General features: G+C 71.6%; 19 protein-coding genes and 2 pseudogenes. 13 read left to right on the top strand and 8 right to left on the bottom strand.

The window, feature by feature from the left end; all coding sequences use genetic code 11:
• The first annotated feature begins 2 nt into the window (after window positions 1–2).
• From ACZ4D5_RS36480 to ACZ4D5_RS36495, 4 genes are read left to right on the top strand one after another with little or no spacing between them, the layout of a single operon-like run.
• Window positions 3–1,676 (top strand): condensation domain-containing protein, encoded by a 1,674-nt coding sequence (locus ACZ4D5_RS36480; RefSeq protein ID WP_467776765.1) that lies wholly within the window; start codon window positions 3–5, stop codon window positions 1,674–1,676.
• Window positions 1,673–3,010: an ATP-grasp domain-containing protein gene (locus ACZ4D5_RS36485; RefSeq protein ID WP_467776766.1), complete on the top strand. Its 1,338-nt coding sequence runs from the start codon at window positions 1,673–1,675 to the stop codon at window positions 3,008–3,010. Before ACZ4D5_RS36480 ends, ACZ4D5_RS36485 begins: the two co-directional genes overlap by 4 nt.
• Window positions 3,007–3,381: a nuclear transport factor 2 family protein gene (locus ACZ4D5_RS36490; protein ID WP_467776767.1), complete on the top strand. Its 375-nt coding sequence runs from the start codon at window positions 3,007–3,009 to the stop codon at window positions 3,379–3,381. The genes ACZ4D5_RS36485 and ACZ4D5_RS36490 overlap by 4 nt, the downstream gene beginning before the upstream one ends.
• Window positions 3,382–3,425: 44 nt before the next feature.
• A complete protein-coding gene (locus ACZ4D5_RS36495) occupies window positions 3,426–4,826 on the top strand; it encodes an aldehyde dehydrogenase family protein (protein WP_467776768.1) in 1,401 nt (466 codons plus the stop codon).
• Here ACZ4D5_RS36495 and ACZ4D5_RS36500 read toward each other — a convergent pair.
• The 4 genes and pseudogenes from ACZ4D5_RS36500 to ACZ4D5_RS36515 all read right to left on the bottom strand — a co-directional run bounded on the left by ACZ4D5_RS36500 (window position 4,809) and on the right by ACZ4D5_RS36515 (window position 7,708).
• Entirely contained in the window at window positions 4,809–5,522 is a 714-nt protein-coding gene (locus tag ACZ4D5_RS36500; protein ID WP_467776769.1) for an alpha/beta fold hydrolase, read from the bottom strand. The genes ACZ4D5_RS36495 and ACZ4D5_RS36500 overlap by 18 nt on opposite strands.
• A gap of 132 nt (window positions 5,523–5,654) precedes the next feature.
• On the bottom strand, window positions 5,655–5,789 hold the full coding sequence (locus tag ACZ4D5_RS36505) for a hypothetical protein (RefSeq protein WP_467776770.1): 135 nt from the start codon (window positions 5,787–5,789) through the stop codon (window positions 5,655–5,657).
• A 9-nt stretch (window positions 5,790–5,798) separates the two neighbouring features.
• The gene (locus ACZ4D5_RS36510; RefSeq protein WP_467776771.1) at window positions 5,799–6,500 is read right to left on the bottom strand and encodes a glycerophosphodiester phosphodiesterase; all 702 of its coding nucleotides are present in this window, start codon (window positions 6,498–6,500) and stop codon (window positions 5,799–5,801) included.
• Between the two features lie 21 nt (window positions 6,501–6,521).
• Window positions 6,522–7,708: pseudogene (locus tag ACZ4D5_RS36515) on the bottom strand (adenosine deaminase).
• Here ACZ4D5_RS36515 and ACZ4D5_RS36520 point away from each other — a divergent pair.
• Window positions 7,707–8,564, top strand: coding sequence for a DUF4190 domain-containing protein (locus tag ACZ4D5_RS36520; RefSeq protein WP_467776772.1), 858 nt, complete (start codon window positions 7,707–7,709; stop codon window positions 8,562–8,564). The pseudogene ACZ4D5_RS36515 and the gene ACZ4D5_RS36520 overlap by 2 nt on opposite strands.
• Before the next feature lie 185 nt (window positions 8,565–8,749).
• Here ACZ4D5_RS36520 and ACZ4D5_RS36525 read toward each other — a convergent pair whose 3' ends face one another.
• Complete coding sequence (locus ACZ4D5_RS36525) at window positions 8,750–9,358, bottom strand: NADAR family protein (protein ID WP_467776773.1); 609 nt, start codon at window positions 9,356–9,358, stop codon at window positions 8,750–8,752.
• Window positions 9,359–9,535: 177 nt separating this feature from the next.
• On the opposite strand from ACZ4D5_RS36525, the gene ACZ4D5_RS36530 reads away from it, so the two are divergent.
• The 8 genes and pseudogenes from ACZ4D5_RS36530 to ACZ4D5_RS36565 all read left to right on the top strand — a co-directional run.
• Window positions 9,536–11,038 (top strand): gamma-aminobutyraldehyde dehydrogenase, encoded by a 1,503-nt coding sequence (locus ACZ4D5_RS36530; RefSeq protein WP_467776774.1) that lies wholly within the window; start codon window positions 9,536–9,538, stop codon window positions 11,036–11,038.
• Between the two features lie 54 nt (window positions 11,039–11,092).
• Window positions 11,093–12,382, top strand: a complete 1,290-nt coding sequence (locus ACZ4D5_RS36535) for a polyamine ABC transporter substrate-binding protein (protein WP_467776775.1) — start codon at window positions 11,093–11,095, stop codon at window positions 12,380–12,382.
• Between the two features lie 110 nt (window positions 12,383–12,492).
• Window positions 12,493–13,647 carry an ABC transporter ATP-binding protein gene (locus ACZ4D5_RS36540; RefSeq protein WP_467776776.1) on the top strand — a complete coding sequence of 385 codons (1,155 nt, stop codon included), beginning with the start codon at window positions 12,493–12,495 and terminating at the stop codon, window positions 13,645–13,647.
• 2 nt (window positions 13,648–13,649) lie between these two features.
• On the top strand, window positions 13,650–14,600 hold the full coding sequence (locus ACZ4D5_RS36545) for an ABC transporter permease (protein ID WP_467776777.1): 951 nt from the start codon (window positions 13,650–13,652) through the stop codon (window positions 14,598–14,600).
• A complete protein-coding gene (locus ACZ4D5_RS36550; protein WP_467776778.1) occupies window positions 14,600–15,403 on the top strand; it encodes an ABC transporter permease in 804 nt (267 codons plus the stop codon). Before ACZ4D5_RS36545 ends, ACZ4D5_RS36550 begins: the two co-directional genes overlap by 1 nt.
• A gap of 31 nt (window positions 15,404–15,434) precedes the next feature.
• Entirely contained in the window at window positions 15,435–16,853 is a 1,419-nt protein-coding gene (locus ACZ4D5_RS36555) for an NAD(P)/FAD-dependent oxidoreductase (protein ID WP_467776779.1), read from the top strand.
• A gap of 170 nt (window positions 16,854–17,023) precedes the next feature.
• Window positions 17,024–17,512 carry a hypothetical protein gene (locus tag ACZ4D5_RS36560; protein WP_467776780.1) on the top strand — a complete coding sequence of 163 codons (489 nt, stop codon included), beginning with the start codon at window positions 17,024–17,026 and terminating at the stop codon, window positions 17,510–17,512.
• A gap of 220 nt (window positions 17,513–17,732) precedes the next feature.
• Window positions 17,733–18,737 (top strand): annotated as a pseudogene (locus tag ACZ4D5_RS36565) (chitinase); the annotation flags it as partial.
• Between the two features lie 28 nt (window positions 18,738–18,765).
• Here ACZ4D5_RS36565 and ACZ4D5_RS36570 read toward each other — a convergent pair.
• Genes ACZ4D5_RS36570 through ACZ4D5_RS36580 form a run of 3 tightly spaced genes read right to left on the bottom strand, consistent with a single transcriptional unit; the run spans window position 18,766 to window position 23,337 of the window.
• Complete coding sequence (locus ACZ4D5_RS36570; protein ID WP_467776781.1) at window positions 18,766–20,076, bottom strand: McrC family protein; 1,311 nt, start codon at window positions 20,074–20,076, stop codon at window positions 18,766–18,768.
• Between the two features lies 1 nt (window position 20,077).
• Window positions 20,078–22,564: an AAA family ATPase gene (locus ACZ4D5_RS36575; RefSeq protein ID WP_467776782.1), complete on the bottom strand. Its 2,487-nt coding sequence runs from the start codon at window positions 22,562–22,564 to the stop codon at window positions 20,078–20,080.
• Between the two features lie 14 nt (window positions 22,565–22,578).
• Complete coding sequence (locus ACZ4D5_RS36580; protein ID WP_467776783.1) at window positions 22,579–23,337, bottom strand: phosphatase PAP2 family protein; 759 nt, start codon at window positions 23,335–23,337, stop codon at window positions 22,579–22,581.
• Window positions 23,338–23,496 lie beyond the last annotated feature (159 nt).

A 23,496-nucleotide genomic window follows, 5' to 3' on the forward strand; every position in this document is an offset into this window, starting at 1 on the left:
CCATGCAGCAGCACACCTCCACGGACCTCCCGTCTCCGGAGTCCCGGCTCACCGACACCCTGCTGCCCGTCTTCGGCGCTCATCTGCACGCACCGGACCTGTCCCCGGACGACGACTTCTACGCGCGGGGCGGCGACTCCCTGATCGCCCTCAAGGTGGTCAGCGACGCCCAGGAGCAGGGCGTCCCCATGTCGCTGCGGGACCTCCTGTACTTCCCCACGGTGCGTGAACTCGCCGCCCATCTCGCCGCGTCCGGCGAGCAGGCTCCCGACGCAGCGGGGCCGACCGCCGCGGCGCCGGCCGCCGCCGCGCCCTTCGGCCTGCTGGAGCCGAGCGACAGAGGCCTCCTCCCGCAGGGCGTCGTGGACGCCACCCCGGCCACGGCCCTCCAGGTCGGCATGGTCTACCTGTGCGAGGCGAGCGGCGACCCCGAGCTCTACCACTCGCTCATCGGCTGGGAGACGGTCGCGCCCTTCGACGAGGAGCTCTTCCGCCAGGCCCTGGCCGAACTGGTCGAGCGCCACCCGGCCCTGCGCTCGTCCTTCGACCTCGGCAGCCTCAGCGCCCCGGTCCAGCTCTTCTGGGAGAGCGCCGACGTCCCGGTCACCGCCGAGAGGGTCCCCGACCCCGCTCTCGCCCGCGAGCGAACCGCGCGCTGGCGCGAGCGGAGGCCGGGCCTGCCCATCGACTGGGGGAGTGCCCCGCTGTTCCGCTGCCATGTGGTGGCGGCGGACGGCTCCTTCCACGTCACGCTCGCCTTCCACCACACCGTCGTCGACGGCTGGAGCTACGGCCGGCTCATCGTCGACCTCCTCACGCTGTACGACGCGAAGCTCGGCGGCACCGACGCGGTCCTCGCGCCCCAACCCGGCGCGGTGCACCGCGACTTCGTCCGCGCGGAACAGGAGATCCGTACCTCCGAAGCGGCGGCGGCCCACTGGCGGGAGCAGGCCGACGTGCCCGCGCTCCTCCTGGAGCGGGGGCAGTTCAGCGGCGCGGCCGACGCGGTCGCCGAGGTCGGCTTCGAGCTCCCGGCCGACCTCATGGAGCGGCTGCGCGAGGCGGCTCGCGACCTCGGCGTACCGCTCAAGGCCCTGGCCCTCGGCACGCACGCGCGCGCCCTCGCCGACTGGAAGGGGCGCGAGCGGGACGTGACGACCGGCGTCGTCCTCAACGCCCGCCCCGATCAGCCCGGCGCGGACCTGGTGGTCGGCCTGTACCTCAACACCGTCCCGCTGCGCTTTCGTTCACTCGCGGGAAGCTGGGCCGACCTCGCCAGGACCGCGCTGGCCGCGGAGCGCAACGCCATGCCCTACCGGGCCTTTCCCCTCGCCGAGATCGAGACCCGGCTCGGCCGGCCCGCCTTCGACACCACCTTCAACTTCACGCACTTCCACATCTACCGGGACGCCGAGGAACTCTCGTCCCTGAAGGTGCGGTCCTGGTGGGTGCGGGGCAAGCCCAGCTTCCCGTTCCGTGTCGACTTCGAGGTCGACAGCTCCGAGGCCGGCGGCAGCCGCGTCGTCGTCGCCTTCGACCCCGCCCTCGTGGACCCCGCCGACGCGAGCCGCTACGCGCACCTCTTCGAGGCCGCCCTGCACGCCGCGGCCGCCGACCCGCAGGGCCGTCCGGCCCCGGCCGCCGGACCGGTCGTCACCGCCGGCGGCACCCCGTGACGGGGACCCGGGCGGCCGAGCGCACCATCGCCGTCGTCTACGACAAGGGCGCCGCGTCCCCGGGCGAGATCGGTGTCGGTCTGCGCGGCCTCGGGCGTCCCGTCTTCCTCGTCCCCGACACCGCCCACGTCGCCCAGTTGCGCGGCGTCCTCGAAAGCCTCGGCGACGTGGTGCCGTTGACCGGCGACGCGGCCGCCGACATCGCCCTCGTACGCCGTGTCGCACCGGCCGCCCTGCTGACGTACAGCGAACCCATGCTGCGGACCACGGCCGCGCTCGCGGCCGAGGCCGGGCTTCCCTTCCACGACGTGGAGACCGCCCGCGTCCTGACCGACAAGGTCCGCCAGCGGAGCCTGCTGCGCGAGGCCGGGGTCGACGACGTCCGCACCCGGCCGCTGTCGGCCCCCGAGCAGTGGCCGCGGGTCCGCGAGGCCGTCGGCCTGCCCGCCGTCATCAAGCCGGTGCGCGGCGCGGCGAGCCGCAACACCCACGCGGTGACCGACGACGCCGAGGCCAGGGCGCTGCTCCCGCAGATCTTCGCCGCCCTGGACGGCGAGGACGGCGGGGGCGGGCCGCCACTCATCGTCGAGGAGATGCTCCAGGGCAGGCCGAGCCTGCCCTACGGGGACTACGCGTCGGTGGAGAGCCTGTGCACCCCCGACGGCGTGACGCATCTGGCGCTCTCCGGCAAGCTGCCGCTCCTGACGCCCTTCCGTGAGTCCGGCCGCTTCTGGCCCACCCATCTCCCGGACCACGAACAGCGGGCGATCCTCGACCTGGTCTCCGGCGCGCTGAAGGCCCTCGGCGTGACCTACGGCCTCACCCACACGGAACTCAAGCTCACCGCCTCGGGCCCGCGGATCATCGAGGTGAACGGCAGGCTCGGCGGACACGTCAACGGCCTCGCGCGCACCGCCTGCGGCACGGACCTGGTGCGCCTGGCCGCGCTCGTCGCCCTGGGCGAACCCGTCGAGCCCCCGGCGCTGCGGCCCGACCGCGTCCACTTCCAGCACCACGGCCTGGCCCCCACCCAGTCGTGCGTCCTCGAAGCCGTGCACGGGGCCGACGAGTTGAGGAACCTGCCGGGCATCGACGGCTACCGCACCTTTACCCGCATCGGCGAACGGCTCCCGGGCGGTGTCCTCACCCACGAGATGGACGTCGTCTGGGGGACGGCCCCCACCCACGAGGTGATGACGCAGACCCTGGACCGCGCGCTGTCCGTCCTGTCCTACGACTTCCGCTTCTCCTTCGGGGTCCGCCGGATCAGCGCCGCGGTGCTGCGCGACAGCGGCCTCCCCGGAACGAAACCGATCGGAGCAGACGCACTGTGAGCACCACGACTCCTCTGCCGCGCACGGCGGAACAACTGGTCACGGAGCTGTTCGCCGTCATCGACGACCGGAGGTGGGACGACCTGCCCTCGGTCTTCGCCCCGGACTGCGTCTACGCCCGCCCGGGCTACGCACCGCTCAGCGGTCTCACCGACATCGACCACTTCTACCGCCGCGTACGGATCGTCTCCACCGGCCGGCACCACGTCGAGCGGGTGGTGTCCGACCTCGGGTCGGCCGCCTGCTGGGGGCGCTTCACCGGTGAGGACCGCTCCGGGCGGCCCCTGGACGAGGGGTTCGCGGACACGTATCTGGTGCGGGACGGAAAGATCGCCCACCGTACGACGTACTTCTTCCGCGCTGCCATCTGACCTTCCCCGCACGGCAGTTGCCGCACCGAGAGAGTGGATGACCCATGGAAGCTGTTCGGCCCGAGACGGCGGGCCCGGTTGCGCTGACCGACCCCAGAACCGGAGAGCACCTCGGCGAGGTGCCCCTGATGCCGCTCACCGGTGTCGACGACGTGGCACGCGCCGCCGCCGAGGCGTTCCCCGGGTGGGCGATGACCCCGCTGGCCGAGCGGTGCGCCCTCGTCCTGGACATGGCCCGCCACCTGGAGAAGGACATCGACGACCTGGCTCCCGTGTTCAGCAGGGAGCACGGGAAGACGCGGGACGAGGCCGCCGCCGAGCTGGCCCGCGCCGTCGAGATGCTGCGCTGGAGCGCCACGGCGGCGCAGGAGGTGACCGCCGCGTCCCCGCTGGCCGAGCGCGGGGGAGCGCGGCGCACCGTGACCGTCGAGCCCGGCGGCCCGGTCCTCGCGATCGTCCCGTGGAACTTCCCCGCGGTCGTCCTCGCCCGGAAGGTCGGCCCGGCCCTGGCCATGGGGTGCCCCGTCGTCGTCAAGGCGCCCGACGAGACCCCCGCCGTGGCCGCCGCGTTCGACCGGGCCGCCACCGCCGCCGGGCTGCCCCCGGGCACCGTCCGGTTCGTCCACGCGAGCCCTTCGGTGTCGGACGCCCTCGTGCGGCGCCCGGAGTTCGCCACGGTCACCTTCACCGGATCCACCCGGGTCGGCAGGCTGGTCGCCGCCTCCGCCGCGGCCACGCTCACCCCGTGCGTCCTGGAACTCGGCGGCCACGCCCCGGCCGTGGTCACCGCGGACGCCGACCTGGATGCCGCCGTGGCGGCCCTGGCCCCGGCGAAGTTCGGTTCGACCGGACAGAGCTGCGGCGCACCGAGCCGGTTCCTCGTGGACCGCAGGGTCCATGACGCGTTCGTCGAGAAGCTCGTCGAGCACGCCCCTCTCCGCGACGACCAGCGGTCTCCCTCGGGCGCGCCGGGCACGATGGGCCCTCTCAACAACGCCCGTCAGCGCGAGCGGATCCACGCCCTCGTGCTCGACGCTGTGCGCGGGGGAGCCCGGGTGCGGCTCGGCGGGACGGTCCCTGAGGGGTCCGGTCACTACTATCCGGCCACCGTCCTCACGGACGTGCCGTGGGACGCCCGTGTCCTGGCCGAGGAACCGTTCGGGCCGATCGCCCCCGTGCTCGCGTACGACGACGAGGACACCGCCGTCGCCCTGGCGAACAGCACCGAGTACGCCCTGTCCGCCTACGTCTTCGGTGATCCGCGGCGCACGGAGCGCCTCGTCCGCGCTCTCGACGCGGGCAGCGTCTCCCTCAACTGCGCGGCGGGTGCGGCACCGGACGCCCCCCTGGGCGGCCGCGCGGCCAGCGGATACGGCTACGAAGGCGGTGACCAGGGGCTGTTGGCGTTCGGCCGACTGAAGATCCTCTCAGCGGGCGGCCGTTGAAGGCCCCCCGGAGCTCTCCGCCAGGAACTCCTCCACGGCCCGGACGAACGCCTCCGGCACGGCCTCGTGGACCAGGTGCCCCACCGGGAAGGCGACCAGACGCCCGTCAGGAATGCGCCGGGCGAGCTCGGCCAGTCCTTCCTGGGGCACATGGCTGTCCGGGCCGCCCGCCACGACGAGGGTCCTGGCCGTGATCAGCCCCAGCCCGTCGAGCCACCGCGGATCGGGCGTGTCGATCTGGCTCCTGACGGCGCCCACCAGATCCCAGTCGAAGTCCAGCTCGCCTTCCGGCCGGGTCGCGGGGAAGGGCTCGCGGGGGAGGGGGAGGGGAGCCTCCTCCAGGACGAGCCGGTCCACCTGCCCGGGCCGTTCCTGCGCGAGCAGGTAGGCCACGATGCCGCCCATCGAGTGCCCGATCAGATCGATCCTGCCGAGCCCCAGCGCGTCCAGGGACGCGAGTACGTCGTCCTTCATCAGCTCCAGCGAGTACGTCCCCGGCCAGTCGCTCCGCCCGTGTCCGCGCAGATCGAAGGCGTACACACGATGGTGCCGTGCCAGCAGGGGCGCCACCGCGTCCCACGTGCCGGCGTGCTCCCCCATCGAGTGCAGAAGGACGAGCGGCGGTCCCTGCGGTGGTCCGGACACCCGGCAGGCGAGCCGCATGTCTGCCACGTCCACGGTGCGGTGATCGACCATGTCCCGAGTGTAGGTGGGCTGTTCACCCACCGCCTGCGGTGCGTCAGCGGCGCCGGGGCGCCTTCTTCCACGCCTCCTCCGCCATGTCCACCGCGCTCAGGCGCCAGCCGTCCAGCGTGTCGCGGACCGTGGTCACGAGCCGGCGCCACTTGAACCAGGGGGCAGGCCGCGGAACGGGACGAAGGTCAGGACGTCGTCGACGGCGTTCTCGGCGATGCGGATCAGGCGCTCGCCGGTCCGCCAGTCGTGGTCGGGCTCGGGTGTCATCGCCGTCTCTCAGCCGTCGCGCGGGGGCGGGGCGGGAGCGCGCAGCTCCGCCAGGACGTCGACGCGGTTGGTGGTGATCGAGTCGACGCCCGCGTCCAGCAGCCGGCGCATCGAGCGCCGGGTGTCCGGGGTCCAGACGGAGATCAGGAACCCCTCGCGGTGCACCTGGAAGGCGAGTTCGCGGTCGATCAGGGGGAAGCGGTAGTTGAGCCAGCGCGGCTTGACCGCGTCGAGCAGGGCGCGGCGCGGCGGCGCAAGGCTCGTCCAGGTCAGGGCGATCTCCGCGGCGGGGTCCACGGCGCGCACCGCGAGCGTCGTCCGCGCGCCCGCGCAGTAGTACGCGCGCTCGGCCGCCCCGCAGTCCGCGACGGCCCCGAGGACCGTGCGCACCGACTCGGGCGTCGCGTCCGGCAGATCGACCATGACGCGGTGCCCGTCGGTGGCCTTCAGGGCCGCTTCGAGGGTCGGTACGCCGCCCTCGGTGAGGCCGTCGAGCTCGGCGGTGGAGAGGGCGGTGAGCGGACGTTCGTACCCCCACAGGCGCTTGAGCGTCGCGTCGTGGAGCAGGACGGGCACGCCGTCACGGCTCAGTCGGACGTCGATCTCCACCGCGTCCGCGCCCTGTTCGAGCGCGGAGCGCAGGGACGGGATCGTGTTCTCGCGGACGCGGTAGGGATCGCCTCGGTGGGCCACTGCAGTCACGGTGCGCATGGGCCCATTGTGGTGCCGCCCTTACGGGGCGAGCCAGGTCTCCGTGTACGTGTCGATCTCGGCGGCGATGCGGTCCTTGCCCGCCCGGTCCAGGAAGGAGGCCTCGACGGCGTTCTTGGCGAGGGCGGCGATGCCGCGCTCGTCGAGGCCGAGGAGGCGGGCCGCGACCGCGTACTCGTTGTTGAGGTCGGTGCCGAACATCGGAGGGTCGTCGGAGTTGACCGTCACGACCACCCCGGCCTCGACGAACTGCCTGATCGGGTGCTCGTCGAGGGTGCGCACGGCGCGGGTCGCGATGTTCGAGGTCGGGCAGACCTCCAGCGGGATGCGGTGCTCGGCGAGGTGGGCGAGCAGCTTCGGGTCCTGCGCGGAGGTGGTGCCGTGGCCGATGCGCTCGGCGCCGAGGTGGGTGAGGGCGTCCCAGACGGTCTCGGGGCCCGTGGTCTCGCCGGCGTGCGGGACCGAGTGCAGGCCCGCGGCGATCGCCTGGTCGAAGTAGGGCTTGAACTGCGGGCGCGGCACGCCGATCTCGGGCCCGCCGAGGCCGAAGGAGACCAGGCCCTCGGGGCGCAGCTTGTCGGTGGTGGCGAGCCGGAGCGTCTCCTCGGCCGACACGAGCCCGGCCTCGCCGGGGATGTCGAAGCACCAGCGCAGTACGGTGCCGAACTCGTCCTCGGCGGCCTTGCGGGCGTCCTCGATGGCGTCCATGAAGGCGCGGTCGTCGATGCCGCGGCGCACGGAGGAGTACGGGGTGATGGTCAGCTCGGCGTAGCGGACGTTCTGCCGGGCCATGTCGCGGGCCACCTCGTAGGTGAGGAGGCGGACGTCGTCCGGGGTGCGGATCAGGTCCACGACGGAGAGGTAGACCTGGATGAAGTGCGCGAAGTCCGTGAACGTGAAGTAATCGGCCAGCGCCTCGGGGTCGGTCGGCACCGCGGAGTCGGGGTGCCGGGCCGCCAGCTCGGAGACGATGCGGGGGGAGGCCGAGCCGACGTGGTGCACGTGCAGTTCCGCCTTGGGCAGTCCGGCGATGAAGGCGTGCGGGTCTCCGGCTGTCGCCGCGGCGTTCTGCTGCTCGGTCACGGTTTCCTCCCCAGGAACGGGCTTGATCGGCTGATCGGTGGGTCGGGATCATCGTAGGCGGCGGTCGGCGCCGGGAAAGCGGGGGCCGTAGCATGACGGAACGTACGAAAGAGGTGACCCGTCATGTCCGCCAAGCCCGAGGACGATGCCGCGCGGGACGCGGACGCACCGGACCTTCCGGAGGAACGGGACCCGTGGGCTCCGCCGCCGGAGGACGCGGTGAGCCTGGACAAGCGGGGCGCCGGTCCGTGGGCTCCGCCGGTGGGGCCGGAGGGTTCCGGTTCCGGCGGGTCTGTCGGGCCGTGGGGTACCGCGGGGCCCGGAGCTCCGGGTGCGCCCGGTGCGCCGGGGCCCGCGGCGCACGACCAGTGGACCGTCACGTCGATGCCGGATGCGGGGACGCCGCCGCCCGTGCCGTCGGCTGACGGCAACCCCTTCGCGGCGCCCGGCGAGCCCGTGCCGCCGCCTCCGCTGTCGCCGGACGGGCCGGGGCAGATGCCGTACGGGTACCCGGGGCAACCCGGCGGGTACCAGGGACAGGCCGGTGGGTATCCGGGGCAGCCCGGATACCCGGGGTATCCCGGCTACCCGGGACATCCGGGATACGCGGGCTACCCAGGCCATGGCGCGCCCGGCTACGGCTGGCCCGCCCTGCCGATGGCGCCCGCGAACGGCATGGGCGTGGCCGGACTCGTCCTCGGGATCATCGCGGCGGCCGGCTTCTGCCTGTGGCCGCTGGCGATCGTCCTCGGCATCCTCGCGATCATCTTCGGCGCGGTGGGGCGCGGCAAGGCGCGCCGTGGCGAGGCGACGAACGGCGGCCAGGCCCTGGCCGGAATCATCTGCGGCGCGGTCGGCATCGCGCTGGGCGCCGCGGTGGTCGTGCTCCTGCTGGTGGTCCCGGACGAGGACACGGACGCGGGGACCACACAGGGCGACCCGGGCTTCTCGACGACGCTGGTGGTGGGGCGGCCGTCCTAGACCGCCGCCAGGGGGACCCGGAGACCCGGGCGGGCCAGGTGGGCCTGGCCGCTGAGGTGCTCCGCGGGCCGAAGGCCTCGTGAGGCCTCGTCCCCTGCGGTCCTGCTGGACGCGAGGCGGAGGGGCGGGTGACGGAAAGGCTTCCGCCGCGCAGCGGCGGCCCAGGAGGTCGCCTCCCGCACTGCTCAAGCCGCCCCCGCCAGGACCCCCCGCGCCTCCATCAGCGCGAAGCCCAGCAGGTTCGGCCCCCGCCACTTCTCCGGGTCCTCGACGCGGGGGTCGTCCGCCGCGAGGCCCACGCCCCACACCCGGTCCAGCGGACTCGCCTCGACCAGGACCCGCCGCCCCGTCCCCAGCAGGAACTCCCGCAGGCCCGCGTCCGACGCGAACTTGTGGACGCTGCCCGCGACCACGATCTTGAACCGCTCCCGCTCCCACACCGCCTCGTCGAAGCCCCGCACCAGCCGTCCCGCGTTCTTCGCCTCGGCCGGGGTCCGCGCCGCGAGGACCGCGCGCTCGGCCTCCGCGTCGCCGAAGAGGCGGGCCTTGGCCGCCATCATCCAGTGCTCCGCCGTCGCGTACGCCACGCCGTCCACCGTGAAGGGGGAAGGCCACCACTGGCTGAGGCAGCTCGCCCCCAGCGTGCCGTCCCGCCGCGGCGTGTGCCCCCAGAAGTGCAGGTACTTGACCGGTTTCCCCGCCCGCACCGCGCCGACCAGCGCCTCCACCGAGCGGACCGAGCCAACCGAGTCGATCTCCGTCATGCACGCGAGTCTGGCACGCACCACTGACATTCCGTCCGGGGTTTTCCAGGACGACTCGACACCTGGTCGACAGATTCCGTCGCGTAACCAAAAGGCAACTACGGAATCACTTGTTGGACTACCACTGCTCTGTCAGGATCGGCACTCAAATCGATCTGGAGCTACGCCGACCCCCGCCGCACGGGGAGAGCGGCGGAGGAGAGCGTCATGCACAACTTCCAGGCGCAGGACCACTTCGCGGACGGCGCGCAGTACATCGCCGGGCGACTGACCAAGGGAACCTCGGGCCGGACCCACGCGGTCGTCGACCCCGCCACCGGCGACGAGGTCCACACGTACGAACTGGCCGGAAGCGACGACGTCGACGCCGCCGTCGCCGCGGCCGCCGAGGCGTTCCCCGGCTGGGCGGGCGCCACCCCCGGCGAGCGCTCCGACGCCATGCACCGCTTCGCGGCCGTCCTGGCCGAACGCGCCGAGGAGTTCGCGCAGGCCGAGTCGCTGCAGTGCGGCAAGCCGATCAAGCTGAGCCGCGAGTTCGACGTCCCCGGCACCGTCGACAACACCGCCTTCTTCGCGGGCGCGGCCCGGCACCTGCAGGGCCAGTCGGCGGGGGAGTACACCGGGGACCACACCTCGTACGTACGCCGTGAGCCGATCGGTGTCGTCGGGTCCATCGCGCCCTGGAACTACCCGCTCCAGATGGCCGCCTGGAAGGTGTTGCCCGCCATCGCGGCGGGCAACACCATCGTCCTCAAGCCCGCCGAGCTCACCCCCTTCACCTCGCTCCTCTTCGCGCGGGCCGCCACCGAGGCCGGCATCCCCGACGGTGTCGTCAACATCGTCACGGGGGCCGGCAAGGACGCCGGTGAGCACCTCGTCGGCCACCCCGACGTCGCCATGACCTCCTTCACCGGCTCCACCGGCGTCGGCAAGCGCGTCGCCGAGATCGCCACCGCCACCGTCAAGCGCCTCCACCTGGAGCTCGGCGGCAAGGCGCCCTTCGTGGTCTTCGACGACGCCGACCTCGACGCCGCCGTGCACGGCGCGGTCGCCGGAGCGCTCATCAACTCGGGACAGGACTGCACCGCCGCCACGCGCGCGTACGTCCAACGCCCCCTGTACGACGCCTTCGTGGCGGGCGTCGCCGACCTGATGCGGACCGTGCGGCTCGGTGACCCGTTCGACCCGAGCACCGACATGGGGCCGCTCATCTCGCACGTGCACCGCGACCGCGTCGCCGGTTTCGTCGACCGGGCCCGCTCCTACGCGCGCGTGGTCACCGGCGGCGAGGCGCTCGACCACCCCGGCGCGTACTACCAGCCCACGCTGATCACGGACGCCGCGCAGGACAGCGAGATCGTGCAGTCCGAGATCTTCGGCCCGGTCCTCGTGGTGCTGCCCTTCGACAGCGACGACGAGGGCATCCGGCTCGCCAACGACACCCCCTACGGCCTCGCCGCGTCCGCCTGGAGCCGCGACGTGTTCCGCGCCAACCGCGCGACGCGCGAGATCAAGGCCGGGTGCGTGTGGGTCAACGACCACATTCCGATCCTCAGCGAGATGCCGCACGGCGGCTACAAGGCGTCCGGCTACGGCAAGGACATGTCCGCGTACTCGTTTGAGGAGTACACCCAGGTCAAGCACGTCATGTTCGACAACACCGCGGTGGTCCGCAAGGACTGGCACCGCACGATCTTCGGGGACCGATAACCACCAGGCCGCACGACCGGCGGCCGCCTTCCTCCCGAAAGGGCAACCACGCGCATGGAGCAGTACGAGCCCGACATCCCCCAAGCTCTCGACTCCGTTCGAGCAGGGAGGGACCCCCTGTCCCCGGCCCAACTGGCCGCCATGCACCGCAGCCTGAGGAACGGCAGGGGCTCCCTGACCCGCCGTTCCCTGCTGCGTGCCTCGACCGGCGGCGCGCTCGCCGTCGGTGGACTCGGGGCGCTGACCGCCTGCGGGATCCCCGCGGCGGGCAAGGGCCAGGGCGAGGTCTCGTCGGACGACCACTCGGCGCAGGAGAAGAGGATCGCCTTCTCCAACTGGACCGAGTACATGGACGTCGACGAGAAGGACAAGAACCGGCGGCCGACCCTGGAGGCGTTCACGAAGCGCACCGGGATCACGGTCAAGTACACCGAGGACATCAACGACAACGTCGAGTTCTTCGGGAAGATCAAGCCGCAGCTCGCGCAGGGCGACGAGACCGGACGCGACCTCATCTGCGTCACCGACTGGCTGGCGGCCAGGCTCATCCGCTTCGGGTGGGTCCAGAAACTGGACCCGGCCAACCTGCCCCATGCGTACGCCCGTCTCTCCACCCAGTTCCGCGACCCCGACTGGGACCCGGGCCGGGCCTACTCGTACCCCTGGACGGGCATCTCCACCGTCATCGCGTACAACAAGAAGGCGACCGGAGGGAAGGAGATCACCTCTGTATCGCAGCTGCTCGACGACCCGAAGCTGAAGGGGCGCGTCGGATTCCTCTCCGAGATGCGCGACACCGTCGGCATGACGCTCATCGACATGGGCAAGGACCCGGCGGACTTCACCGACGACGACTTCGACGCGGCGATCGCCCGCCTCCAGAAGGCCGTGGACAAGAAGCAGATCCGCCGCTTCACCGGCAACGACTACACCTCGGACCTCGACAAGGGCGACATCGCCGCCTGCATCGGCTGGGCCGGCGACATCGTGCAGCTCCAGGCCGACAACCCCGACGTCGGCTTCCACATCCCGGACCAGGGCTACATCACGTCGACGGACAACCTGCTCGTCCCGAACAAGGCACGCCACAAGCGCAACGCCGAGCGGCTCATCGACTACTACTACGAGCCGGAGCCGGCGGCCCGCCTGGCGGCGTACATCAACTACGTGTGCCCGGTGGACGGGGTCCAGGAAGCGCTCGCGAAGATCGACAAGGACGCCGCGTCGAATCCGCTGATCATTCCCGACAAGGAGATGAAGGCGAAGTCCCGGGCGTTCCGCTCTCTTTCCCCGAAGGAAGAGACGGCCTACGAAGAGAAGTTCGCCAAGCTCACCGGGGCGTAGGGCCGGGCTGTGGCTGTTTGAATCTGCGGGCCGTCCGCGGCTGGTCGCGCAGTTCCCCGCGCCCCTTCCAGGGGCGCCTCTGTACCCCTCGACTCCCTCTGGACCCCACCATGACCTCTGCCCAAGAACCCGGCGGCGACGTTCGCCTCAACGGGATCAGCAAGACGTACGGCTCCTTCACCGCCGTGCATCCGCTCGACCTCACCGTGCCGCAGGGCTCGTTCTTCGCGCTGCTCGGGGCGTCCGGCTGCGGCAAGACCACCACGCTCCGCATGATCGCGGGGCTCGAGGAGCCCAGCTCCGGCACGGTCCGCCTCGGCGACCAGGACGTCACGTCCCTGCCCCCGTACAAGCGGCCGGTGAACACCGTCTTCCAGTCGTACGCGCTCTTCCCGCACCTGGACATCTTCGAGAACGTCGCCTTCGGCCTGCGCCGGCGCGGCATCAAGTCCGTGAAGAAGCAGGTCGGCGAGATGCTCGACCTCGTCCAGCTCGGCGAACAGGCCCGCAAGAAGCCGCACCAGCTCTCCGGCGGCCAGCAGCAGCGCGTCGCCGTCGCCCGCGCGCTGATCAACCACCCCAAGGTGCTCCTGCTCGACGAGCCCCTCGGCGCCCTCGACCTGAAGCTGCGCCGCCAGATGCAGCTGGAGCTCAAGCGCATCCAGACCGAGGTCGGCATCACCTTCGTGCACGTCACGCACGACCAGGAGGAGGCCATGACGATGGCCGACACCGTGGCCGTGATGAACGGCGGCCGCGTCGAGCAACTCGGCGCCCCCGCCGACCTCTACGAGAACCCGCGCACCACCTTCGTCGCCAACTTCCTCGGCACCTCGAACTTCATAGAGGCCGAGATCAGCGCGAAGAGCGGCGACGACCTCGTCCTCAAGGCCGGCGACTGCAAGCTCACGCTGCCCGCGGCACGATGTACCGCCCCCACCACGACCGGCGGCAGGGTCCTGCTCGGCGTACGCCCGGAGAAGATCTCCCTCACGCACGCCGACGACGCGGGGCAGATCCCCGAGGGCCGCAACCGCATCACGGGCCGCATCGCCGACAGCAGTTTCATCGGCGTCTCCACGCAGTACGTCGTCGACAGCCCGGTCTGCGACTCCTTCGAGGTGTACGCGCAGAACATCGAGCGCGACGGCCGCCTCACCCCGGGTGCCGAGGTCGTCCTGCACTGGAATCCGGCGCACACCTTCGGCCTCGACGCGGCCCAGGACGCCGATGCGGGCGTCGAGAAGGTCGAGGAGGACGCCTGAGCATGACGACCGTGACCGACGCACCACCACCACCGCCGTCCCCGAAACCGCTGCCCGCCCCCGAGGCCGCGCCGCCGCGCAAGGTCCGCAGGCGCGGCCGCCTCGTCCCTTACTGGCTGCTGCTCCCCGGCATCCTCTGGCTCGTCGTCTTCTTCGCGCTGCCGCTGGTCTACCAGGCCTCGACCTCCGTGCAGACGGGGTCGCTCGAAGAGGGCTTCGAGGTCACCTGGCACTTCGCCACCTACTGGGACGCGCTCGCCGACTACTGGCCGCAGTTCCTGCGCTCGGTGCTCTACGCGGGCGCCGCCACGGTCCTGTGTCTGCTGCTCGGCTATCCGCTCGCGTATCTGATCGCGTTCCGCGCGGGGCGCTGGCGCAACGTCATCCTCGTCCTGGTCATCGCGCCGTTCTTCACCAGCTTCCTCATCCGTACGCTGGCGTGGAAGACGATCCTCGCGGACGGCGGACCCGTCGTGGGCGCCCTCAACTCGCTGCACGTCCTGGACGTCACCAGCTGGCTGGGGATCACGGCGGGCGACCGGGTCCTCGCCACACCGCTCGCGGTGATCTGCGGACTCACGTACAACTTCCTGCCGTTCATGATCCTGCCGCTCTACACCTCGCTGGAGCGGATCGACGGGCGGCTCCACGAGGCCGCGGGCGACCTCTACGCCAAGCCGTCCACGACCTTCCGCAAGGTGACCTTCCCGCTCTCGATGCCCGGCGTCGTCTCCGGGACGCTGCTCACCTTCATCCCCGCGGCGGGCGACTACGTGAACGCGGACCTGCTCGGCTCGACCGACACCCGCATGGTCGGAAACGTCATCCAGACGCAGTTCCTGCGCATTCTGGACTACCCGACGGCCGCGGCGCTGTCCTTCATCCTCATGGCCGCCATTCTGTTCATGGTGACCTTCTACATCCGCAAGTCGGGGACGGAGGATCTCGTCTGATGGCCACCTTCTTCCGTTGGCTGCGGCGCAATCTCGTCGTCATGGCGGGCCTCTGCACGCTCGCCTATCTCCTCCTGCCGAACGTGATCGTGACGGTCTTCTCCTTCAACAAGCCGAAGGGGCGCTTCAATTACTCCTGGCAGGAGTTCTCGCTCGACGCGTGGAAGGACCCGTGCGGCGTCGCCGACATGTGCGGGTCGCTCTCGCTGAGCCTGCAGATCGCCGCCTGGGCGACGATCGGCGCGACCGTGCTCGGCACGATGATCGCCTTCGCGCTCGTGCGCTACCGCTTCAGGGCGCGCGGCGCCGTGAACTCGCTGATCTTCCTGCCGATGGCGATGCCCGAGGTCGTCATGGCCGCCTCGCTGCTCACGCTCTTCCTCAACATGGGCGCGCAGCTCGGCTTCTGGACGGTCCTGATCGCCCACATCATGTTCTGTCTCAGCTTCGTGGTGACCGCCGTCAAGGCGCGCGTCATGTCGATGGACCCCCGCCTGGAACAGGCCGCGCAGGACCTTTACGCAGGTCCCGTGCAGACATTCCTGAGGGTCACACTGCCGATCGCCGCACCCGGCATCGCGGCGGGCGCGCTGCTCGCCTTCGCGCTCTCCTTCGACGACTTCATCATCACGAATTTCAACGCGGGCTCGACCGTGACCTTCCCCATGTTCGTCTGGGGATCCGCGCAGCGGGGCACGCCCGTTCAGATCAATGTGATCGGTACGGCGATGTTCCTCGTGGCCGTACTGCTCGTGCTCGCTGGAATGTTCATCGGCAAGCGCCGCAACAAGCAAGCGCAATAGCGCTTCTACTGTTCCTGAAGGAGTGGAAATCATGGCCCCAAGCGCCATGACCCGTTGGACCAAGTCTCTCTCCGACGCCCAGCCGGTCTCGTACTGGCTGGACGACCCCGGCAGGCCCGCCCCCGAGCCCGCCCTGACCGGCGACGACCGGTGCGACCTCCTCGTCGTCGGCGGCGGGTACAGCGGACTGTGGACCGCGCTCATCGCCAAGGAGCGCGACCCGCGCCGCGAGGTGGTCCTGGTCGAGGGCCGCGAGGCGGGCTGGGCCGCCTCGGGCCGCAACGGCGGCTTCTGCGCCGCGTCCCTCACCCACGGCATCTCCAACGGCCTGTCCCGCTGGCCCGGTGAGATCGAGAAGCTGGAGGAGCTCGGCGCCCGCAACCTCGACGAGATCGAGGCGGCTGTCAGGCGCTACGCCATCGACTGCGACTTCGAGCGCACCGGCGAGATCGACGTGGCCACCGAGCCGCACCAGCTGGCCGAACTCCGCGAGATGTACGAGGAGATGGCGGAGCACGGCCTCGCGGGCGGCGCCGAGCTGCTCGACGCGGACGCGCTGCGCGAGCAGGTCGACTCGCCGACCTTCCTCGGCGGCCTGTGGGACCGCGAGGGCGTCGCCATGCTGCACCCGGCGAAGCTCGCGTGGGGCCTGAAGCGGGTCTGTCTGGAGAAGGGCGTACGCGTCTACGAGCACACGCCCGCCCTCCAACTGGCCTCCGCGGGCGCGGGGATGGCGATCCGCACGCCGTACGGCAGGGTCTTCGCCCGCCAGGTCGCGCTCGCCACCAACGTCTTCCCCTCGCTGGTCAAGCGCATCCGCTCGTACACCGTGCCGGTCTACGACTACGCACTCATGACGGAGCCGCTGAGCGAGGACCAGCTGGCGTCGATCGGCTGGAGGAACCGCCAGGGGCTCGGCGACAGCGCCAACCAGTTCCACTACTTCCGGCTCTCGGCCGACAACCGCATCCTGTGGGGCGGTTACGACGCGATCTATCCGTTCGGCGGGAAGGTGCGCGCGGAGTACGACGACCGTCCCGAGACGTACGCGAGGCTCGCGGGCCACTTCTTCACCTGTTTCCCGCAGTTGGAGGGGGTGCGCTTCACGCACGCGTGGGGAGGCGCGATCGACACGTGCTCGCGCTTCTCGGCGTTCTTCGGCACGGCCCACAAGGGCCGCGTCGCGTACGCCGCGGGCTACACGGGCCTCGGCGTCGGGGCCACCCGGTTCGGCGCCGACGTCATGCTGGACCTGCTCTCCGGCGAGCGCACGGAGCGTACGAGTCTGGAGATGGTGCGGACGAAGCCGCTGCCGTTCCCGCCCGAGCCGTTCGCCTGGACCGGTGTCGCGCTGACGAAGTGGTCGCTGGCCAGGTCCGACGCCAACGGCGGCAAGCGGAACCTGTGGCTCAAGACGATGGACAAGCTGGGCCTGGGCTTCGACAGCTGAATCGACGTACGCACGTGAACCGACGTACGCACGTGAACCGGCGCACACCCTCGGAACCGCTGTGAGCCGCTTCACTACCAACAAGTAGCCGAACCCGCGTAATGCTCGGCCCAAGGACCTCTCTCTCCTGTGACACGCACGGATGTTGCACAGGAAAGGGAGGTCCCGCCATGACTGTCTCGGGTGGCTCAGGGGCGAAGTCGGCGGTCGAGTGGCTCGTGTCGGTGGCGCCGGATCCGGACGCCTGCCGCTGGGAGTGGGAGCGCAATCCGCTCGGGGTCGCGCTCCTGCCGGCCGGGCGGCGCTGGGACGTGCTGATCCTGCCCGGCGAGCTCGGATATCCCACGCTCGACGTGCTGACCCGCTGCATCGACCGCCCCGGACCCGTCCTCGCCGACTTCGGGGACTCGCGCATGGGGTTCTTCGTGCCGGCGGGCACGGTCGCCCGCTGGCTCGGCACGGGGGTGCGCGGCGCGGGCCGCGGCACCTGGATCGTCGTGCCCTACCCGGGCCGGGCCACCGGCGGCGTGCGCTGGCTCATCCCGCCGGACGGCTCCGGCACGCTGACGGATCCGGCGCTGCTCGAACTCGCGATGCACGAGGCGGCGGCGGGCCTGGCACGGGACGCGCACGACGCCCAGGGCGAAGGGGAGGCGTGAGCCGCGTGAACCCTTGACAACTTAATTGGTCTGGACCAAGTTGGGCGCGCGCCACCCTCCAATCCCCCCATGCCCGGAGGCAGTTGTGGACCGCTCGCTGACACGCCGCATCAGACGTACGACCCTTGCCGTGGCCGCGGCCCTCGCGCTCACCGCGCCCGCGGTGACTTCGGCGACCGCTCGGACGGCGGCCGACGCCGCGCCGCAGGCCCCCGCCGACCACGCCCTCGTCGGCTATCTGCACACCAGCTTCGCCAACGGCTCCGGCTACACCCGCCTCGCGGACACCCCCGACAGCTGGGACATCATCGACCTCGCCTTCGGCGAACCGACCTCCGCGACCTCGGGCGACATCCGGTTCGGCCTCTGCCCGAAGACCGAGTGCCCCAACGTCGAGACCAAGGACGAGTTCAAGGCCGCGATCAAGGCCAAGCAGGCGGCGGGCAAGAAGGTCCTGATCTCGATCGGCGGCCAGAACGGCCAGGTCCAACTGACCACGACCCAGGCCCGCGACACCTTCGTGAGGTCCGTCTCCGCGATCATCGACGAGTACGGACTCGACGGCCTGGACATCGACTTCGAGGGCCACTCCCTGTCGCTGAACAAGGACGACACGGACTTCAAGCACCCGAAGACCCCGTCGATCGTGAACCTCATCGCGGCGGTGAAGACCCTCAAGGCCAAGTACGGCAGCGGCTTCACGCTCACGATGGCCCCGGAGACCTTCTTCGTGCAGCTGGGCTACCAGTACTACGGCACCGGCCCATGGGGCGGCCAGGACCCGCGCGCCGGCGCCTACCTCCCCGTCATCCACGCCCTGCGCGACGACCTCACGCTGCTGCACGTCCAGGACTACAACTCCGGCCCGATCATGGGCCTGGACAACCAGTACCACTCGATGGGCGGCGCGGACTTCCACATAGCGATGACGGACATGCTGCTCACCGGCTTCCCCGTGGCGGGCGACAAGAACAACGTCTTCCCGCCCCTGCCCCCGCAGAAGGTCGCGATCGGCATGCCCGCCTCGGTCAACGCGGGCAACGGCCACGTCCCCACGACGGAGGTCAACAAGGCCCTGGACTGCCTGACGAAGAAGACGAACTGCGGCTCGTACCAGACCCACGGCACCTGGCCGGACCTGCGCGGCCTGATGACGTGGTCCATCAACTGGGACCGCTTCAACAACGGGGAGTTCTCGAAGAACTTCGACGCGTACTTCGGCTGACGCCGCCGAAGGCACCGCCCGTGTGGGGTCAGGCGCGGACCTGGCCCCACAGCCGCGCCAGGGCCTCGCGCCGCCCGGGCCCGCCGAGCGCGTCGAGCAGCGGCGGCAGGTCGACCGGCACCGACCGCACCCGCGCCGACGTGCTCCCGTCCCCGCGCCGCACCGCGACACTGGCCCGCGGCGCCGCCGCCCCTCCCGGATGCAGCAGCACACAGGTCGCGCTCTCGCCGTCCGGCTGCCGGGCGAGGGCATGGGCGTACAGGAAGGCCTGGTACAGATCGGCGGCGGCGAGCTTCTTCGCGCTGCCGTACAGCTTGTACTTGACGTCGACGGGCAGCCGGAAGCCGGTGCCGTCCGGGCGGCTGCCGCAGATCAGTACGTCGGGCCGCACCTCGCTGTAGGGCAGCTCCGTCAGCTCGTCGAGGAGCACGCCCCGCTCGCGCGACTGCTCGCGGACGACGCAGCCCGAGCCCGCCGAGGCGTCCTTGAGCAGCCGTGTCGCGAACGACTCGAAGAGGGTGTTCATGTCGACGAGGAACGCCCGCGACGCGAGCGGGCCGAGCGCGAAGAGGTCCGCGACACCGCCGCCGGTGAGCAGCAGCGCCGCCCAGCGATGGGCGGAACGGTAGTGCTCGTTGTGCCGGTGGTAGTCGAGCCGTGCGAGCGCCGTGCGCGGATCGCCGAGCGGGGTCGGCGCGAACTGCGCGAACCGCGCCGCGGCACGCCGTGCCCTGGCCCGCACGGCGGGGGAGCGGGCGGTGCGGGCCGCGAGGTCGGTCGCGGCCGCGCAGACGCGGTTGTCGACGATGTCGCCGTCGTGCTCGTCGAAGCGGCAGGCGAGGCGGTCCAACCGGCCGTGGTGACGCAGGACCTGGCGGTCGGCCAGGAGGCGGCCGCGCAGTGCGGGCAGGTCGTCGTCGAGCGTCACGTAGTCACGGCGCACCCCGTGCGCGAGCAGCCGTTCGCAGTGCTCGGTGACGAGAAGGGCCACCAGGTCGCGGAGGTTCGGGGCGCCTTGGGCGAGCGTGCGACGCGCGTCGAGCCGCGGGCAGGTCCCGTCGGAGGCGTACGCGAGCATGCGCAGCACGTCGAGGCCCTCGCCCAGGTACTTGGGCCGGACGCGGATCTCGCAGGAGTCGAGCTGGACGACGCCGACGTACTGGGCGGCGGTCAACTCCAGCCGGTCGCCGACCAGTTCCCGCACGCGGACGCGGTCCATGAGCGGTCCCGCCGCGCACAGGCGGCGGTCGGCCCCGCTGAGCCGGATCCCCTCGGCGACGGTGTTCTCGTACTCCCGGAGCGTCACCACCGGTCTCGGCGGCGCGGCGTTGCGGGGCACGCTACTCACCCCCGCCGTTGACCTGCAGTTCGGTGTAGAGGGCGGTGACCAGGCCCTCGTCCGTGAGGTCCTTGAGGGTGTGCGTGTCGGCGTCCACCAGGTCCTCGCCGAGGAAGGCGGCGAGGAGGGTGTAGTCGTCGTAGGCGTACTCCTGGAGGAGCGGCAGGATCTCGCCGCGGATGATTCCCGCGAGCTCGGCGGCAGAGTCGACGGGCGCGCCGTTCGGCAGGAAGAAGGCGTGCCCGATCTGCTTCTCGCGGTCGAGGAGCGTCCTGATGCGCTGGTTGAGCGAGTCGAGCAGGTCGGCGAGGTGCAGCTCCTCTACGTGGCAGCCCTGCAGGGGCGAGGAGTCGGGCAGCAGCTCCAGGAAGGCGAAGCGGCGCCGGATCGCCGCGTCCAGGGTGCGGATCGAACGGTCGGCGGTGTTCATGGTGCCGATCAGGAAGACGTTCGGCGGGATGCGGAACGGCTCCTGGCTGAGCGGAAGCGTCACCGCGCGGCCGCGCTTGTCCTTCTCCAGGAGGGTCACCAACTCGCCGAAGATCTTGGGAAGGTTGCCGCGGTTCAGCTCGTCCACCACGACGAGGTAGGGGTGGTCGCGGTCGGCGTCGGCGGCCTCGCACACCCGCTTGAAGACGCCTGCGGTCAGATCCAGCTGGAGCCCGCCGCCCGTCCCGCTCCTCACCGGCCGGAAGCCCTCGACGAAGTCCTCGTACCCGTAGCTCGGATGGAAGGTCACGACGGTCAGCCGCCCGGCCGCGGTGAGCGCGTCGAGCGTCTCGCCGAACGCCCTCGTGCCCGGGTCGGCGTACGCGTCCGTGCCCGGCACGCCGCCCGACAGCTCGCCGAGCCAGCGCACCGCGAAGCGCAGCGCGGCATAGGTCTTTCCGGTGCCCGGAGGACCGAACAGAACGGCCTGGCCCCGGCGTTGGAGGGCCTCGGCGATGCGGGTCAGGTCGGGGTCGAGGGGCCGGGCGGTGACGGCATCGGCCTCGGCGGTGACGTCCGGCTCGTCGGAACCGGCCCGGCGCGGCGACGACTTGGCGCGCTGGATCCTGTTCCACAGCACGCCGGAGACGTCCTTGACGGTGACCGTCGCCCAGGCGCGCTCCGGTTCGTCGAGCCGCGTGGCGTAGCTCTCGTCCCAGTCGACGCTCACCGTGTGGCGGTGGTCGGCGCGGGATTCGCGCCACTGGTAGCCCTCACCCGTGACGCGGCCGACACCGAGGACCTGGCTGGTGCCCTTGTTGGCGACGACGAGATCGCCGGGGCGCAGGCTCTGCAGCTTCCAGACCTCGTTGGCCTTGGCGCTGATCTTCGACTTGTTGCCGTTGTACGTCGCGGAGTGCGCCGCCGTGAAGGCGGCGAGGAACTCGTCCTTGTCCGCGTACGACCTGAGGTCGGCCACCTCGTCCCAGCCGACCGCGATGTAGCCGCCCGCGCGGCACTCGTCCCACAGGTGCGCGTCGTGACCGGGGGCGATCTTCACGATCTGCTGGACCCGGCGGGGGTTGGCCCACCACTCCAGGAAGAGCACCACGAGGTCGTAGGGCCACCCGGCGAAGCGCTCGTCGGCGTCGACGACGTCCTTCAGCCTGGCCCGCAGCGCGAACCCCTCCAGCTTGGGGACGGGTTCGCCGGTGAGCCGCTCCATGAAGTGCCGGACCCAGCCCGTCCCGTAGACGGGGAGAGCGGACTCGGGGGCGTAGATCCGCAGGGTCTTGCCGACGAGGGCGGGGCCCGAGCGGACCGCGTCGATGGTGTCGATGTCGGCGAGGCGGCCCTCGCGGGCGGCCGTGACGGCCGCGACGATCCCGGCGCGCACGCTCTCCCAGGCCTCTTCGGGCCCGGCGTAGCGGGAGTCGTGCCACCAGCCGGTGTCCCGGCCCTTCCCGTAGATGAGGTGCTTGCGCGCGGAGCCGCCCGCGATGCTGCCCAGCGCGTCGCTGCCGAACTCGACCAGATAGCAGTACGGCTGGGTCCTGCCGCTGTCGCCCTGACCGAGCGCGTACCGCTCCAGGGGCAGCGCGGGCCACTCCTCCCAGGGAAAGGCCTCGCGGACCAGCCGGGCCTGCTCGTCCCGTGTGCGCAGCGTCTCCTCGTGGCGCGTCCGGTCGAAGGCGGCGAGCGCGTCGGCGAGCGGCCAGGGGCGCATGGCCTGCGCCTGGGTGGGCGACACCGGTCCGAGGACGCAGCTGCAGACGCCGGTGACCGCCCTGCCCGAGCCGCCGAGAAGACCGATGGACCGGGCGAACGCGGCCCGCCCCTCGATGTCGTCCGACGGCGCCGAGTCGATGAGGCGGCGCCACAACACCCGCTCGGGGTCGGGGAATCGAGGCAGTTGGCCGCTGTCGGTGAGGTGCGTGCAGGCGGGATCGTGGTGGATCTTGCGGCCGTGCGCCGGCAGGATCACCTCGCCGGGCGAGGGGGTGAGCGCGTAGTCGCGCCCTTCGAACGTGACGGCCACCCGCTCAGGCGCCTCGGCCATGTCTCTCCCTCGCGCTAGCGCTGCTCCCCGGTCGGCCCCCGACCGTACCGCGCGATCACCAGCACCATGACCTGCAGCAGCATCCCGCACAGCAGCCACGAGGCCAGCACGTCCAGGGGCCAGTGGTAGCCGCGGCGGACCAGGCCGAAGCCGATCGCGATGGTCAACAGGGCGCAGCCGATGGACAGTTCGCGGCGGCCGTACGCGCCCCGCAGGAGCGGCAGCAGGAGCAGGACCGCCGCGCCGTACGCCACCGCCGCCGTCGCCGCGTGGCCCGAGGGGTAGAAGCCGTCGCCTGTCATGCCCGGTGGGCCGGGGCGGGCGACGGCTGCCTTGAACGGGGCGATCAGGGCCGGGACCAGGGCCATCGTCACGGCGGCGGCCAGCGGGGGCAGCCACCAGCGGAACGCGTCGGCGCGGCGGCCGCGCCAGGCCACGTACGCGAGGACGGCGGCGAGCACCGGCACGGCGACCGTGATGTTGCCGAGGTCGGCGAGGAACTCCGCGGCGCGGTCCGGGATGCGGCTGCCCGCCAGGGCGCGGCCGAGCCGTTCGTCGGCACGGCGCAGCGGGCCGTCGACGGCGACCTGCCAGGTGAGGAGCGCGAGGAAGAGCGCGCACAGGGAGAGGGAAAGGGTCGGCCGCCCCGGAACAGGGGGGGTGGTTCCGAGGCGGCCGAACTGATCGGGGTGCCGCGCGCCCCGGGGGGTTTGGGGCGAGCGGCGATCCGATCGGTGAGGAGTTCCGGAGCCAAGAGCTCCGGGTGCGTGCACCAGGGCACGACCAGGGCGGGGCTGGGGAGGCTCCGCCGTGGTGTCGCCCACAGTCCCCTGTGGGCGGGGTGTTTCTCTCATCTGCAGAAACCGTACGGCAGGTGGTTGCGGGCGGACAGCCGGAACGGCATCCCGACATGGGGCCCGCACACCTTCTTC

The organism is Streptomyces sp. NPDC025651, from assembly GCF_055558735.1.